13 protein-coding genes and 1 tRNA gene are annotated in these 14,982 nt (G+C 56.8%); 10 read left to right on the plus strand and 4 right to left on the minus strand.

The annotated features are described in order from the left end of the window. Nucleotides 1-45 precede the first annotated feature (45 nt). A tRNA-Trp gene (locus OSH03_RS20945) sits at nt 46-121 on the plus strand. Nucleotides 122-219: 98 nt separating this feature from the next. Here OSH03_RS20945 and hdfR read toward each other — a convergent pair. Continuing rightward, nucleotides 220-1,041, minus strand: coding sequence for an HTH-type transcriptional regulator HdfR (gene hdfR / locus OSH03_RS20950; protein WP_061096739.1), 822 nt, complete (start codon nt 1,039-1,041; stop codon nt 220-222). 118 nt (nt 1,042-1,159) lie between these two features. On the opposite strand from hdfR, the gene OSH03_RS20955 reads away from it, so the two are divergent. Continuing rightward, the gene (locus OSH03_RS20955) at nt 1,160-1,498 is read left to right on the plus strand and encodes a MaoP family protein (protein WP_008501577.1); all 339 of its coding nucleotides are present in this window, start codon (nt 1,160-1,162) and stop codon (nt 1,496-1,498) included. Between the two features lie 25 nt (nt 1,499-1,523). Here OSH03_RS20955 and OSH03_RS20960 read toward each other — a convergent pair whose 3' ends face one another. Then, nucleotides 1,524-3,044 carry a YifB family Mg chelatase-like AAA ATPase gene (locus OSH03_RS20960; protein WP_266180009.1) on the minus strand — a complete coding sequence of 507 codons (1,521 nt, stop codon included), beginning with the start codon at nt 3,042-3,044 and terminating at the stop codon, nt 1,524-1,526. A 341-nt stretch (nt 3,045-3,385) separates the two neighbouring features. Between OSH03_RS20960 and ilvL the strand changes: the two genes are divergently transcribed. From ilvL to ilvA, 6 genes are all read left to right on the plus strand, one after another. Beyond that, nucleotides 3,386-3,484 (plus strand): ilv operon leader peptide, encoded by a 99-nt coding sequence (gene ilvL, locus OSH03_RS20965; protein WP_001311244.1) that lies wholly within the window; start codon nt 3,386-3,388, stop codon nt 3,482-3,484. Nucleotides 3,485-3,623: 139 nt separating this feature from the next. Continuing rightward, nucleotides 3,624-5,270: an acetolactate synthase 2 catalytic subunit gene (ilvG, locus tag OSH03_RS20970; protein WP_266180010.1), complete on the plus strand. Its 1,647-nt coding sequence runs from the start codon at nt 3,624-3,626 to the stop codon at nt 5,268-5,270. Further along, entirely contained in the window at nt 5,267-5,530 is a 264-nt protein-coding gene (gene ilvM, locus OSH03_RS20975) for an acetolactate synthase 2 small subunit (protein ID WP_003860184.1), read from the plus strand. Before ilvG ends, ilvM begins: the two co-directional genes overlap by 4 nt. 18 nt (nt 5,531-5,548) lie before the next feature. After that, nucleotides 5,549-6,478 carry a branched-chain-amino-acid transaminase gene (gene ilvE / locus OSH03_RS20980; protein ID WP_023326297.1) on the plus strand — a complete coding sequence of 310 codons (930 nt, stop codon included), beginning with the start codon at nt 5,549-5,551 and terminating at the stop codon, nt 6,476-6,478. 60 nt (nt 6,479-6,538) lie between these two features. Continuing rightward, the gene (gene ilvD / locus OSH03_RS20985; RefSeq protein WP_266180011.1) at nt 6,539-8,389 is read left to right on the plus strand and encodes a dihydroxy-acid dehydratase; all 1,851 of its coding nucleotides are present in this window, start codon (nt 6,539-6,541) and stop codon (nt 8,387-8,389) included. Nucleotides 8,390-8,391: 2 nt separating this feature from the next. Continuing rightward, the gene (gene ilvA, locus OSH03_RS20990; protein ID WP_266180037.1) at nt 8,392-9,936 is read left to right on the plus strand and encodes a threonine ammonia-lyase, biosynthetic; all 1,545 of its coding nucleotides are present in this window, start codon (nt 8,392-8,394) and stop codon (nt 9,934-9,936) included. Here ilvA and ilvY read toward each other — a convergent pair. Further along, on the minus strand, nt 9,933-10,823 hold the full coding sequence (ilvY, locus tag OSH03_RS20995) for an HTH-type transcriptional activator IlvY (protein ID WP_061099607.1): 891 nt from the start codon (nt 10,821-10,823) through the stop codon (nt 9,933-9,935). The two genes, ilvA and ilvY, sit on opposite strands and share 4 nt — an antisense overlap. 152 nt (nt 10,824-10,975) lie before the next feature. Here ilvY and ilvC point away from each other — a divergent pair, with 152 nt between their 5' ends. After that, nucleotides 10,976-12,451: a ketol-acid reductoisomerase gene (ilvC, locus tag OSH03_RS21000; protein ID WP_021242831.1), complete on the plus strand. Its 1,476-nt coding sequence runs from the start codon at nt 10,976-10,978 to the stop codon at nt 12,449-12,451. A gap of 93 nt (nt 12,452-12,544) precedes the next feature. Here the strand turns inward: ilvC and ppiC are convergent, their stop codons facing one another. Continuing rightward, entirely contained in the window at nt 12,545-12,826 is a 282-nt protein-coding gene (gene ppiC / locus OSH03_RS21005) for a peptidylprolyl isomerase PpiC (RefSeq protein ID WP_008501570.1), read from the minus strand. 85 nt (nt 12,827-12,911) lie between these two features. On the opposite strand from ppiC, the gene rep reads away from it, so the two are divergent. Continuing rightward, on the plus strand, nt 12,912-14,936 hold the full coding sequence (gene rep / locus OSH03_RS21010) for a DNA helicase Rep (RefSeq protein ID WP_266180012.1): 2,025 nt from the start codon (nt 12,912-12,914) through the stop codon (nt 14,934-14,936). The last annotated feature ends 46 nt before the right edge of the window (nt 14,937-14,982 follow it).

Genomic DNA, 14,982 nt, shown 5'->3' on the forward strand with positions numbered 1-14,982 from the left:
ACGTTAAGCCTGCCAGTAATGGCAGGCTTAATGGCAAAAAACTTTAGGGGCGTAGCTCAGTTGGTAGAGCACCGGTCTCCAAAACCGGGTGTCGCGAGTTCGAGTCTCTCCGCCCCTGCCATATAGAATCCTTTGCTTCGGCAAAGGATTTTTTTTGCCTGAAACCTGGTGAAACTTCACCATTCTTAAATGCAGCCAGCATCCCTGCTGGCCTCAGCATCAATCCATTATATTGATTTTTAATAGATCTTTTATCTGCGATTGCTTGTCGCTATTTTGCAGCCAAATTGCATACAGCGGCCGCGAAAGGGTGGCGGAATCCACCACGGTATGCAGTCCAGGCCTGGTGTCTGCCCAACGGACTGGTAACCAGGTGCAACCCTTCAACAGGGGAAGTTGCTGACAGGCAATCTCGGCAGAACTGGTTGTTAACTGTGGAACATCATCAGGTGCAATCAATCCCGTCTCATGCTGCTGAAAATCAGGTCCCCATTCCAGCCGCAAATAGTTCAGGTCTGCCTTCATCATTGAGGGTTCAGAAGCATAAAGAGCCAGACCGAACTGCCCTACAATCTGGCTGCTAAATTCGTCCATCTTGGGGGCTTCTGTTGTAATAAGCAGATCCAGCTGACGCTCATGGAGTTGCTTAACCAGCGACTGACGTTGCGCAATTCTGGCTTCAAATTGTAAATGGCCATGGGAGTGATATAGCCGGGTAAGCCACTGACTGAGCATGCATTCCCACAGAGATGCGCTGGCCCCTATCGAGAACTCGTTGTGCCTCGACGTATGCGCAACCTCTTTGCGCGCTGCCTGCCAGGTATTCATCAATGTCTCCGCATACGGAAGCAGTTTTTCACCGGCAGGCGTGAGACGGATGTTGTTGCGATGGCGGGTAAAAAGATTCACACCCAGTTGATTTTCCAGCTGTCGAATACGAAAACTGACTGCTGACTGCGTCAGGTAAAGGGCTTCAGCGGCTCGCCCGAAGTGACGCGTTCTGCTCACTTCAAGGAAAGTTTTTAGCAATTCCGTATCCACATCTTTCTCCGCAAAATAATTTGTCGTTATGATTTAAATGTTTTGTTTTACACTCTGTCAAGCGTAACTAATACTCCGCGCCATAAATAGCTCGGCCAAAGAATTAGGAGCGTGTAGGATGGCGGAAAGCTTTACGACGACTAATCGTTTTTTCGACAATAAACATTATCCGCGCGGGTTCTCTCGTCACGGCGATTTCACCATCAAAGAGGCGCAGCTGCTTGAGCGTCATGGTTATGCCTTTAACGAGCTGGATCTGGGTAAACGTGAGCCTGCAACTGAAGATGAAAAGCAGTTTGTCTCGGTGTGCCGTGGTGAGCGTGAGCCGCAGTCTGAAGCAGAACGTGTATGGATCAAGTACATGGCTCGCATTAAGCGTCCAAAACGTTTCCATACGCTGTCTGGCGGTAAACCGCAGATGGAAGGTGCAGAAGACTACACCGAGTCTGACGACTAATAAAAAAGGGGCTGCGGCCCCTTTTTTATGCCAGTAACTTTTGCAGATGCAAAAGCAAACGATCGATCGCCCGATAGCTCAGCGCCTCCTGCAAGTGTTTCCTCTCAATGTCAGCACAGCCCTCCACGTCCGCAATGGTTCTGGCCACTTTCAATAAACGCTGCCACGCACGTATGGAAAGCCCAAAGCGCGTCAACGTCTCCTCCAGCCACGCCGCATCGTCAACGTCAAGAGAACAAAACTGTCGGATCCCGGCATTATCCAGCCGTGCATTCAGCCTGTTTTGACGGGCATACTGTCGCGCCTGCGCCGCGATAACCCGCTCGCGAACGTGCGCGGAGCTTTCACCCAGTCTATCGGTCTGCCTGAGCAGGCTCGGCGGCGGAAGGGGGATTTCCAGTGATAAATCGAAACGGTCGAGAAACGGGCCAGACAGCTTTCCCAGATAGCGCAGCGTCTGCTCTGGCGTACAGCGGTTATGGTTGCCCTGATAATGCCCCGTCGGGCTGGGATTCATCGCCGCCACGAGCTGAAAACGGGCGGGATAGCTTATTTTGGCTCGCGTGCGTGAGATATGTATCTCACCGGATTCAATGGGCTCCCTCAGTGCATCCAGCACGCGGCGCTCAAATTCAGGCAGCTCATCGAGAAACAGAATGCCATTGTGTGCCAGCGAGATCTCACCCGGCCCCGGAATAGACCCACCGCCGACCATTGCCGTCAGCGAAGCGCTATGATGCGGGGAACGAAAGGGACGTCGACGCCACTGTTTGTGCAATGACGTCGAACCGATCAGGCTGTAGATGGCGGCGCTTTCCAGCGCTTCATGGTTATTAAGCGGCGGGAGCAACCCGCTCAGCCTGCTTGCCAGCATGGTTTTGCCCGTACCCGGCGGGCCAATCAGCAGAAGATTGTGACCACCCGCTGCCGTAATCTCCAGCGCCCGTTTCCCTTGCTCTTGTCCCATGATCTCGCTGAGGTCTTCTGGCGCATCCGCTATAGCCTCGTCACATTCTTCCGGCTCGGACAGTTCATGGCGGCCTTCCAGCCAGGCGCACACTTCCTGAAGATGCCCGGCGATGAGGCATCCTTTTTCTGCAATAAGACTCACTTCTGATGCGTTTTCATTGGCCACAACGATTTTCCGCCCTGCACGTATGGCTTCCAGCGCTCCCGATATCGCACCGGGAACGCCTCTCAGCGCGCCTGTGAGCGCGAGTTCACCCACGAACTCATACGAGCCTAGCCTGGTCGTATTAAGCTGCTCAGAAGCCGCGAGAAGCGCAATTGCGATAGGTAAATCGTATCGACCACCCTCTTTGGGCAGGTCGGCGGGAGCAAGGTTGATGGTGATCTTCTTTGCGGGGAAGGTATAACCGCTGTTTATTATTGCGCTACGAACGCGGTCCCTGGCCTCTTTGACCGTGGTTTCAGGTAACCCGACAAGCGTGAGTCCGGGCAGCCCATTACTCAAATGAACCTCAACGGAAATAAGCGGAGCCTTTACCCCGAGAGCCGCTCGCGTATAAACAACTGACAGTGACATTTGTACTACCTCCTGGTGTGACTATGCCAGTGCCTGTTTTTTCTGTTTAGCGTCTTTTTACGTATTTACGCCGCCTGTTCAGAGATTTTCAGGGCGCAGTGAAACCATTGCATAACCGTGGAAGAATACTCGCAAAATGTAAAAAGGCGCGCTTTCATGGCCAGGTCCGCAATAAAAAAATGAAAAATATTCATCCCCTAATTTCCTCATATAAAACAATGCTTTCAGAAAATATGATTCGCTTGCTAACCAAGCTCGTCATAAATAAATCTTGTGTTTGATTTAAAAACTGTGATAACTCTTTAGGTATTCCTTCGAACAAGATGCAAAAAGAACTGAAAATGACAGCCCTTCTACGAGTGATTAGCCTGGTCGTGATTAGCGTGGTGGTGATTATTATCCCACCGTGCGGGGCTGCACTTGGACGAGGAAAGGCTTAGAAATCAAGCCTTAACGAACTAAGACCCCCGCACCGAAAGGTCCGGGGGTTTTTTTATGACTAAAAAACTTAAACGAGGAGCAGAGCATGACGACTAGCACAAAATTCTGTTTCTTTAGATTTATGACGGGGAACTAACTATGAATGGGGCACAATGGGTAGTACATGCGTTGCGCGCGCAGGGAGTCGAAACCGTATTCGGTTATCCGGGTGGCGCAATTATGCCGATTTACGATGCACTGTATGACGGCGGCGTGGAACACCTCTTGTGCCGACACGAGCAGGGCGCAGCGATGGCAGCCATTGGCTATGCCCGCGCGACAGGTAAAACCGGTGTATGCATGGCGACTTCAGGTCCGGGCGCAACGAACCTGATCACCGGCCTGGCTGACGCGCTGCTCGATTCCGTCCCCATCGTGGCGATCACCGGTCAGGTGGCCTCTCCGTTCATCGGTACTGATGCCTTCCAGGAAGTGGACGTCCTCGGCTTATCGCTGGCCTGCACCAAGCACAGCTTCCTCGTTCAATCTCTCGAAGAGCTGCCGCGCGTCATGGCCGAAGCGTTCGAGGTTGCCAGTTCTGGCCGTCCTGGCCCGGTTCTGGTGGATATCCCGAAAGATATCCAGGTTGCACTTGGCGATCTGGAGCCGCACTTCTCTACCGTTGAAAGCAACGATGCGTTCCCGCATGCAGACGTCGAAGAAGCGCGTCAGATGATGGCGCAGGCGAAGCAGCCGATGCTGTACGTCGGCGGTGGCGTGGGCATGGCGCAGGCCGTTCCTGCCCTGCGCGAATTTATCGCGGTGACGCAGATGCCCGCTACCTGCACGCTGAAAGGTCTGGGCGCAGTCGACGCGGACTACCCGTACTACCTCGGCATGCTGGGAATGCATGGCACTAAGGCGGCAAACCTGGCGGTGCAGGAGTGCGATCTGCTCATCGCCGTGGGGGCTCGTTTTGACGACCGCGTCACCGGCAAGCTGAATACCTTCGCGCCGAATGCCAAAGTGATCCATATGGATATCGACCCGGCGGAGATGAACAAGCTGCGTCAGGCGCACGTTGCGCTGCAGGGCGATCTCAACGCGCTGTTACCGGCACTGCAGCAGCCGCTGGATATCAATGCATGGCGTCAGCACACCGCAGACATGCGCGCCGAGCACGCCTGGCGTTACGACCACCCCGGCGAGGCCATCTACGCGCCGCTGCTGTTGAAGCAGTTGTCCGACCGTAAACCTGCTGACAGCGTGGTGACGACGGATGTGGGTCAGCATCAGATGTGGTCCGCCCAGCATATGACCTACACCCGTCCGGAAAACTTCATCACCTCCAGCGGGTTAGGGACGATGGGCTTCGGTCTGCCGGCAGCCGTTGGCGCGCAGGTTGCCCGTCCGAACGATACCGTTATCTGTATCTCCGGTGACGGCTCCTTCATGATGAACGTCCAGGAGCTCGGCACCGTGAAGCGCAAACAGTTACCGCTGAAGATCGTGTTGCTCGATAACCAGCGTTTAGGGATGGTTCGCCAGTGGCAACAGCTGTTCTTCCAGGAGCGCTACAGCGAAACGACGCTCACCGATAACCCCGATTTCCTTACCCTGGCCAGCGCCTTCGGCATTCCTGGTCAGCACATCACCCGTAAAGACCAGGTTGAAGCGGCACTCGACACCATGCTGTCAAGCGAAGGGCCATACCTGCTTCATGTCTCAATCGACGAGCTTGAGAACGTCTGGCCGTTGGTACCGCCCGGTGCCAGTAACTCACAAATGCTGGAGAAATTATCATGATGCAACATCAGGTCGCCGTGCAGGCTCGCTTCAACCCCGAAACCTTAGAACGCGTTTTGCGCGTGGTCCGTCACCGTGGTTTTCAGATTTGCTCTATGAATATGGAAACGGCCACCGACGCGCAAAACATCAGTATCGAATTAACCGTTGCCAGCCCGCGGCCGGTCGACTTACTGTTTAGTCAGTTATCAAAGCTGGTAGACGTTGCCCATGTTGCCATCTGCCAGAGCACAACCACATCACAACAAATCCGCGCTTGAGCGCGACAGGACGAAAAAATGACGACAAAAAAAGCTGATTACATTTGGTTCAATGGTGAGATGGTTCGCTGGGAGGACGCGAAAGTCCACGTGATGTCCCACGCGCTACACTACGGTACCTCCGTGTTTGAAGGCATCCGTTGCTACGATTCTCACAAAGGGCCAGTGGTGTTCCGCCATCGCGAACACATGCAGCGTCTGCATGACTCAGCCAAAATTTATCGTTTCCCGGTTTCTCAAAGCGTTGATGAGCTGATGGAAGCCTGCCGCGACGTGATCCGTAAGAACAACCTGACCAGCGCCTATATTCGTCCGCTGGTCTTCGTGGGCGATGTCGGCATGGGCGTAAACCCGCCAGCGGGCTATAACACTGATGTGATCATTGCCGCGTTCCCATGGGGTGCCTACCTGGGTGCAGAAGCCCTGGAGCAGGGGATCGACGCAATGGTCTCTTCCTGGAACCGCGTGGCGCCAAACACCATCCCGACCGCTGCGAAAGCGGGCGGTAACTACCTCTCCTCACTGTTGGTCGGTAGCGAAGCGCGCCGCCACGGCTATCAGGAAGGTATCGCGCTCGACGTGAATGGCTACATCTCTGAAGGTGCGGGCGAAAACCTGTTTGAAGTTAAAGACGGCATTCTTTTCACCCCGCCGTTCACCTCGTCGGCGCTGCCGGGCATTACCCGCGACGCGATCATCAAGCTGGCGAAAGATCTGGGTATCGAAGTGCGCGAGCAGGTGCTGTCCCGCGAATCCCTGTATCTGGCCGATGAAGTCTTTATGTCCGGCACGGCGGCTGAAATCACGCCGGTGCGCAGCGTAGACGGGATCCAGGTGGGCGAAGGCCGCTGTGGTCCGGTCACCAAACGCATTCAGCAGGCGTTCTTCGGCCTCTTCACCGGCGAAACAGAAGACAAATACGGCTGGTTGGATCAGGTTAATCACTAAGTATAAATTTGGGACGGCACGCACCGTCCCATTAAATAGTCAGACGGGAGTAAATAAAGCATGCCTAAGTATCGTTCAGCCACCACCACCCACGGCCGTAACATGGCGGGAGCCCGCGCGCTGTGGCGCGCCACCGGAATGACCGACGCCGATTTCGGTAAGCCAATTATCGCCGTGGTGAACTCCTTCACCCAGTTTGTACCGGGCCACGTGCACCTGCGCGATCTCGGTAAGCTGGTTGCCGAGCAAATCGAAGCCTCCGGCGGCGTGGCGAAAGAGTTCAACACCATTGCGGTGGATGACGGTATCGCGATGGGTCACGGGGGCATGCTCTATTCGCTGCCGTCGCGCGAGCTGATCGCCGACTCCGTAGAGTATATGGTTAACGCCCACTGCGCCGATGCGATGGTCTGTATCTCCAACTGCGACAAAATCACCCCGGGGATGCTGATGGCCTCCCTGCGCCTGAACATTCCGGTGATTTTCGTCTCCGGCGGGCCGATGGAAGCGGGAAAAACCAAGCTCTCCGATAAAATCATCAAGCTCGACCTGGTCGATGCGATGATCCAGGGCGCGGATCCAAAAGTCTCGGACGAGCAGAGCGATCAGGTGGAACGCTCCGCGTGTCCGACCTGCGGCTCCTGTTCCGGGATGTTCACCGCCAACTCCATGAACTGCCTGACCGAAGCGCTGGGCCTCTCGCAGCCGGGCAACGGCTCGCTGCTGGCGACCCATGCCGACCGCAAGCAGCTGTTCCTCAATGCTGGTAAACGCATCGTTGAGCTGACCAAACGCTACTACGAGCAGGACGACGCCAGCGCGCTGCCGCGCAGCATCGCCAGCAAAGCCGCGTTCGAGAACGCCATGACGCTGGATATTGCCATGGGCGGTTCCACTAACACCGTTCTGCACCTGCTGGCCGCCGCGCAGGAAGCCGAAATCGACTTCATCATGAGCGATATCGACAAGCTCTCCCGCAAAGTGCCGCAGCTGTGTAAGGTTGCCCCGAGTACCCAGAAGTACCATATGGAGGACGTACACCGCGCGGGTGGCGTCATTGGTATTCTCGGCGAGCTGGATCGTGCCGGGCTGCTGAACCGTGACGTGAAAAACGTGCTCGGCCTGACGCTGCCGGAGTCGCTGGACCAGTACGACGTGATGCTGACCAAAGACGACGCGGTGAAAAAGATGTTCCGCGCCGGCCCTGCCGGTATTCGTACCACCCAGGCGTTCTCGCAGGACTGCCGCTGGGACACCCTGGACGATGACCGCGCCGAAGGCTGCATCCGCTCGCTGGAACACGCCTACAGCAAAGACGGCGGTCTGGCCGTGCTGTACGGTAACTTTGCGGAAAACGGCTGCATCGTGAAAACCGCAGGCGTGGACGACAGCATCCTGAAATTCACCGGTCCGGCGAAAGTGTACGAAAGCCAGGATGAAGCGGTAGACGCCATTCTCGGCGGCAAAGTAGTGGAAGGCGACGTGGTTGTCATTCGCTACGAAGGGCCGAAAGGCGGTCCGGGCATGCAGGAGATGCTCTATCCAACCACCTTCCTGAAATCCATGGGGCTCGGTAAAGCCTGTGCGCTGATCACCGACGGGCGTTTCTCCGGCGGCACCTCCGGCCTCTCTATCGGTCACGTTTCACCGGAAGCGGCAAGCGGCGGCAACATCGCTATCATCGAAGACGGCGACCTGATTGAAATCGATATTCCGAATCGCGGCATTCAGCTCAAGCTGAGCGAGCAGGAGATTGCGGCCCGTCGTGAAGCGCAGGAAGCCCGCGGCGACAAAGCCTGGACCCCGAAAGATCGCCAGCGTGAAGTCTCCTTCGCCCTGCGCGCTTACGCCAGCCTTGCCACCAGTGCAGATAAAGGCGCTGTGCGCGATAAATCTAAACTTGGGGGCTAATGATGGCCGAGTCTCAACCCTTATCCGCCGCCCCCGAGGGGGCGGAATACCTGAGAGCGGTGCTGCGCGCGCCGGTCTATGAAGCCGTGCAGGTTACGCCCCTGCAGAAAATGGAAAAACTCTCTTCGCGCCTCGACAACGTTATTCTGGTGAAGCGCGAAGATCGCCAGCCGGTGCACAGCTTCAAGCTGCGCGGCGCTTACGCGATGATGGCCGGGCTGACCGACGAGCAAAAAGCGCGCGGCGTGATTACTGCGTCGGCGGGCAACCACGCCCAGGGCGTTGCCTTCTCGTCTGCCCGTCTGGGGCTGAAAGCGCTCATCGTGATGCCGGTCGCTACCGCAGACATCAAAGTCGACGCGGTCCGCGGTTTCGGCGGGGAAGTGCTGCTTCACGGTGCCAATTTTGACGAAGCGAAAGCCAAAGCGATCGAGCTGGCGCAGCAGCAGGGCTTCACCTGGGTGCCGCCGTTTGACCACCCGATGGTGATTGCCGGGCAGGGCACGCTGGCGCTTGAGCTGCTGCAGCAGGATGCCCACCTTGACCGCGTCTTCGTTCCGGTGGGAGGTGGCGGGCTAGCGGCGGGCGTGGCGGTGCTTATCAAACAGCTGATGCCGCAGATCAAAGTCATCGCCGTTGAAGCAGAAGACTCTGCCTGCCTGAAGGCGGCGCTGGATACCGGTCATCCGGTAGACCTGCCGCGCGTTGGGCTGTTTGCCGAGGGCGTGGCGGTGAAGCGCATTGGCGACGAAACCTTCCGCCTGTGCCGGGAATATCTCGACGATATCGTCACCGTAGACAGCGATGCGATCTGCGCGGCGATGAAAGATCTCTTCGAAGACGTGCGTGCGGTGGCGGAACCGTCCGGCGCGCTGGCGCTGGCGGGGATGAAAAAATACATCGCCCAGCACAACATTCGCGGCGAGCGTCTGGCGCACGTGCTTTCCGGCGCCAACGTGAATTTCCACGGCCTGCGCTACGTTTCCGAGCGCTGCGAGCTGGGCGAACAGCGTGAAGCGCTGCTGGCGGTGACCATCCCGGAAGAGAAGGGCAGCTTCCTCAAGTTCTGCCAGCTGCTGGGCGGTCGTTCGGTAACGGAGTTCAATTACCGTTTTGCCGATGCCAAAGATGCCTGCATCTTTGTCGGCGTGCGTCTGAGCCGGGGCGTGGAGGAGCGCAAAGAGATCCTCAACCTGCTGCATAACGGCGGCTACAGCGTGGTCGATCTTTCTGACGACGAGATGGCGAAGCTGCACGTGCGTTACATGGTTGGCGGTCGTCCCTCAAAGCCGCTCCAGGAACGTCTGTTCAGCTTCGAGTTCCCGGAATCACCGGGCGCGCTGCTCAAGTTCCTGCACACGCTGGGCACGCACTGGAACATCTCTCTGTTCCACTACCGCAGCCACGGCACCGACTACGGCCGCGTGCTGGCGGCGTTCGAGCTGGGCGAGCACGAGCCGGATTTCGAAACGCGGCTGAACGAGCTGGGCTATGAATGCCATGACGAAACCCAAAACCCGGCGTTCAGGTTCTTTCTGGCGGGCTAGTGGTTCGGCAATATCTGCCAGAACGCATCAATAAGCGGCTCATGCAGCCGCTTTTTTTGTGCGCACACGCCAAGCTCAAACGGCGTCTTCTCGTCGCTGCGCTCCAGAATCATCACGCGATTGCGCACCGGTTCCGGGCTGTTTTCCAGCACCACTTCCGGCAGCAGCGCCACGCCGCAGCCGAGCGCCACCATCGACACCATCGCCTCATGGCCGCTGACGGTAGCGTAAATGGACGGGTTGCTGATTTTCTGACGGCGGAACCACAGCTCGATGCGGCGACGCACCGGCCCCTGATCGGCCATGATAAACGGCACCGTTGACCAGTCCGGTTTTTCCACCGAGACCTGATTACGCACCGGGCAGGGCAGCGCCGGGGCAATCAGTACAACCGCCAGATTCTCCAGCATCGAGAATGCCACCGCGCCCGGCAGGGTTTCGGGCTTTCCGGCAATGGCGAGATCCGCTTCGCCCGTTACGACTTTTTCCATTGCGTCGGCGGCATCGCCGGTGGTGAGCTTAATTTCGACCGACGGATGCGCCGCGCGGAAGCGGTCGAGAATGGGCGGCAGATGGCTATAGGCGGCGGTCACGGAGCAGAAAATATGCAGCTCGCCGGAAAGCGACGGTCCCTGCTGGTCAATGGCGTGCCGCAGCTGCTGGTACTGCAACAAGGTCTGCTGGGCAAAGATGCGCAGCTCTTCTCCCGCTTCCGTGAGGGTGACGGTGCGGTTATCGCGCACGAACAGCGGCTGGCCGAGGTCTTCCTCAAGGCGCTGGATCTGGCGCGAAAGCGTGGAGGGGCTAACGTGCATCGCCCGGGCGCTGCGGCCAAAGTGGCGGCTTTCCGCCAGATGCAGGAACATTTTTAGATCGCGTAAATCCACCGATTCCACTCCCTCATTTTACATTGCAAAAATTGCAATGTGACGTTGTGAATATATCAATTTCCGCAATAAATTTCCTGTTGTAATGTGGGTACATTCTCGCTGAAACGCGAACCGAACAATAAGACACACAACATCACGAGGTATCACCCATGGCTAACTACTTTAATACACTGAACTTGCGCCAGCAGCTGGCGCAGCTGGGCAAATGCCGCTTCATGGCGCGCGATGAATTTGCCGATGGCGCGAGCTACCTTCAGGGTAAAAAAGTGGTCATCGTCGGCTGTGGCGCACAGGGCCTGAACCAGGGCCTGAACATGCGTGACTCCGGGCTGGATATCTCCTACGCCCTGCGTAAAGAAGCGATTGCCGAGAAGCGCGCTTCCTGGCGTAAAGCGACCGAAAACGGCTTCAAAGTGGGTACCTACGAAGAGCTGATCCCGCAGGCGGATCTGGTCGTTAACCTGACGCCAGACAAGCAGCACTCCGACGTAGTGCGTTCCGTACAGCCGCTGATGAAAGACGGCGCCGCGCTGGGTTACTCCCACGGCTTCAACATCGTTGAAGTGGGCGAGCAGATCCGTAAAGACATCACCGTGGTGATGGTGGCGCCGAAGTGCCCGGGTACGGAAGTACGCGAAGAGTACAAGCGTGGTTTCGGCGTGCCGACGCTTATCGCAGTTCACCCGGAAAACGATCCGAAAGGCGAAGGCATGGCGATTGCCAAAGCGTGGGCTGCGGCGACTGGCGGCCACCGCGCGGGCGTTCTGGAATCTTCCTTCGTGGCTGAAGTGAAATCTGATCTGATGGGCGAGCAGACCATTCTGTGTGGCATGCTGCAGGCGGGTTCTCTGCTCTGCTTCGATAAGTTGGTGGAAGAAGGTACTGACCCGGCATACGCAGAAAAACTGATTCAGTTCGGCTGGGAAACCATCACCGAAGCGCTGAAGCAGGGTGGGATTACGCTGATGATGGATCGCCTGTCCAACCCGGCAAAACTGCGTGCTTACGCGCTGTCTGAACAGCTGAAAACCATTATGGCACCGCTGTTCCAGAAACACATGGACGACATCATCTCCGGCGAGTTCTCTTCCGGCATGATGGCGGACTGGGCGAACGACGACAAGAAACTGCTGACCTGGCGTGAAGAGACCGGTAAAACCGCGTTCGAAACCGCGCCGCAGTATGAAGGTAAAATCGGCGAGCAGGAGTACTTCGATAAAGGCGTACTGATGATCGCGATGGTGAAAGCAGGCGTTGAGCTGGCGTTCGAAACCATGGTGGATTCCGGCATCATCGAAGAGTCTGCGTACTACGAATCTCTGCACGAGCTGCCGCTGATCGCGAACACCATCGCCCGTAAGCGTCTGTACGAAATGAACGTGGTTATCTCTGATACCGCTGAGTACGGCAACTACCTGTTCTCTTACGCCTGCGTACCGCTGCTGAAAGAGTTCATGACCACCCTGCAGACGGGCGATCTGGGCAAAGCGATTGCGGAAGGTGCGGTAGACAACGCGCAGCTGCGCGACGTAAACGAAGCGATTCGCAGCCATCAGATCGAGAAAGTGGGCCACAAACTGCGTGGCTACATGACCGATATGAAGCGTATCGCGGTAGCAGGTTAACATCAGGTGCGGGCTGATGCCCTCACCCCGCCCCTCTCCCACCGGGAGAGGGTGCAAACATTAAAGGCCTTCTCTTAGAGAAGGCCTTGCTGTTTATTTCCGATACAAGACCTTGATCACGTGATAACCGAACTGCGTATGCAGTGGGCCAGTCGGCTCCAGCACCGGGCAGGAGAAGACCACTTTATCGAACGCCGGAACCATCTGACCCTGACGAAATTCGCCTAAATCGCCGCCGCGCTTGCCTGACGGACAAATAGAGTGCTTCTTCGCCAGCTTGCCGAAGTCGGCGCCGTTTTTGATCTGCTCCAGAAGATCCAGAGCCAGTTTCTCTTCTTTAACAAGAATATGCAGTGCTGCTGCTGTTTTTGCCATGATCGTGCCTTGAGTGGTATGGATTAGGCTCGCTATACTACCACGCTGTTATTCTCCCCTCCTGACTTTCATTGAGCGATCATTTATGCGTTTAAACCCCGGACAACAACAAGCCGTCGAATTTGTCACCGGACCGTGTCTGGTACTGGCGGGCGCAGGATCCGGTAAAACGCGCGTCATCACCAATAAGATTGCGCACCTGATCCGCGGCTGCGGCTATCAGGCCCGCCACATTGCGGCGGTTACCTTTACCAACAAAGCGGCGCGCGAGATGAAAGAGCGCGTCGGCCAGACGCTGGGGCGCAAAGAGGCGCGCGGGCTGATGATCTCCACCTTCCACACGCTGGGGCTGGATATCATTAAGCGTGAATATGCCGCGCTGGGGATGAAATCCAACTTTTCGCTGTTCGATGACACCGACCAGGTGGCGTTGCTTAAAGAGCTCACCGAGGGGCTGATCGAAGATGATAAGGTGCTGTTGCAGCAGCTGATCTCCACGATCTCGAACTGGAAAAACGATCTGATGACCCCGGCCCAGGCCGCAGCGATCGCCAAAGGCGAACGGGATCGTATCTTCGCCCACTGCTACGGTCTGTACGACGCGCACATGAAAGCGTGCAACGTGCTGGACTTCGACGATCTGATCCTTCTGCCGACGCTGCTTTTACAGCGCAATGAAGAGGTGCGCGAGCGCTGGCAGAACAAAATTCGCTACCTGCTGGTGGATGAATATCAGGATACCAACACCAGCCAGTACGAGCTGGTGAAGCTGCTGGTGGGGCAGCGCGCGCGCTTCACCGTGGTAGGCGACGACGACCAGTCAATTTACTCCTGGCGCGGCGCACGCCCGCAGAACCTGGTGCTTCTGAGCAAAGATTTTCCCGCGCTGCAGGTGATTAAGCTGGAGCAGAACTACCGCTCCTCCGGGCGCATCCTGAAGGCGGCAAACATCCTGATTGCCAATAACCCGCACGTGTTTGAAAAGCGTCTCTTCTCCGAGCTGGGCTACGGTACGGAGCTGAAGGTGCTCAGCGCCAATAATGAAGAGCATGAGGCGGAGCGCGTGACGGGCGAACTGATCGCCCACCACTTCGTCAATAAAACCGAATATAAGGATTACGCGATCCTCTATCGCGGCAATCATCAGTCGCGCGTCTTTGAAAAGATGCTGATGCAGAACCGCATTCCGTACAAAATTTCCGGCGGCACCTCGTTCTTCTCACGTCCAGAAATTAAAGATTTGCTGGCCTATCTGCGCGTGCTCACGAACCCGGATGACGACAGCGCGTTTCTGCGCATTGTGAATACGCCAAAGCGCGAGGTTGGCCCAGCGACGCTGCAAAAGCTGGGGGAATGGGCGATGACCCGCAATAAGAGCCTGTTTACCGCCAGCTTTGATATGGGCCTGAGCCAGACGCTGACGGGGCGCGGGTACGATAATTTAACCCGCTTCACCCACTGGCTGGGTGAGGTGCAGCGCCTGGCTGAGCGCGAGCCCGTGGCGGCGGTACGCGATCTGATCCACGGCATTGACTACGAATCCTGGCTGTACGAAACCTCCGCCAGCCCGAAAGCGGCAGAAATGCGTATGAAGAACGTTAACCAGCTTTTTAGCTGGATGACCGAAATGCTGGAAGGCTCTGAGATAGATGAGCCGATGACGTTAACGCAGGTAGTCACCCGCTTTACCCTGCGCGACATGATGGAGCGCGGCGAGAGCGAAGAAGAGGCCGACCAGGTTCAGCTGATGACGCTGCATGCGTCAAAAGGGCTGGAGTTCCCGTATGTGTATCTTGTCGGTATGGAAGAAGGGTTATTGCCGCACCAGAGCAGCATTGATGAAGATAACGTCGACGAGGAGCGCCGTCTGGCCTACGTGGGGATCACCCGCGCGCAGAAAGAGCTCACGTTCACGCTGTGTAAAGAGCGCCGTCAGTACGGTGAACTGATACGCCCTGAGCCGAGTCGTTTCCTGCTGGAACTGCCGCAGGACGATCTTATCTGGGAACAGGAGCGCAAAGTGATTACCGCGGAAGAGCGGATGCACAAAGGGCAGGCTAACGTGGCGAACATTCGCGCCATGCTGGCAAAAGCCAAAGAGAAAGGATAGCGATGAGCAGGCCGGGTAAGACGAAGCCGCCACCCGGCAGTGTTCA

The organism is Enterobacter nematophilus, from assembly GCF_026344075.1.
GTDB lineage: Bacteria > Pseudomonadota > Gammaproteobacteria > Enterobacterales > Enterobacteriaceae > Enterobacter > Enterobacter nematophilus.